Raw genomic sequence first — 454 nt, 5'->3', positions numbered from 1 at the left:
CCTGTGAACCCGTCGCGCGCCATCTAACGGTTGCGCGGGTCTCTATGCGCAGATCGCGAGAAGCTGGGGTCTGGCCTAGATTACCACGTTGCCACTTCCCGGTAATGCGAGGCATCATAATAGAACAAGATCATTGATCTGAATCAAGGTTCTGACGCGATATGCATGATAAATCTCGGGTCGGAATGCCAAGTTCGGAGTGGCCCTCCCGGAATCCGGAAAGAAAAACATAGCTTATGCCAGTTGATTTATTGCATTGGATCCTTTCCTTACTTCCGATTGCGGGTCTCGCGTTTTTGCTGATCCAGTTACGCTGGACAGCCCAGCAGTCCGGTACTGTTGGTATTTTCATTGCCGCTGCGATTGCTGTTCTCTTTTTCCGGATATCGCTGGATGGCCTTGCTGTCGCGGGCGCTAAGGGCGTCTGGGATGCCGTCTCGATCCTGCTCGTGAT

At 52.9% G+C, this 454-nt stretch carries 1 pseudogene; it reads left to right on the top strand.

The annotated features are described in order from the left end of the window. Positions 1-236: 236 nt before the first annotated feature. A pseudogene (locus CEV33_RS00125) lies at positions 237-454 on the top strand (L-lactate permease); the annotation flags it as partial.

This window comes from Brucella grignonensis (genome assembly GCF_002252505.1).
Lineage (GTDB): Bacteria > Pseudomonadota > Alphaproteobacteria > Rhizobiales > Rhizobiaceae > Brucella > Brucella grignonensis.
This window is presented reverse-complemented; position numbering and strand designations above follow the sequence as displayed.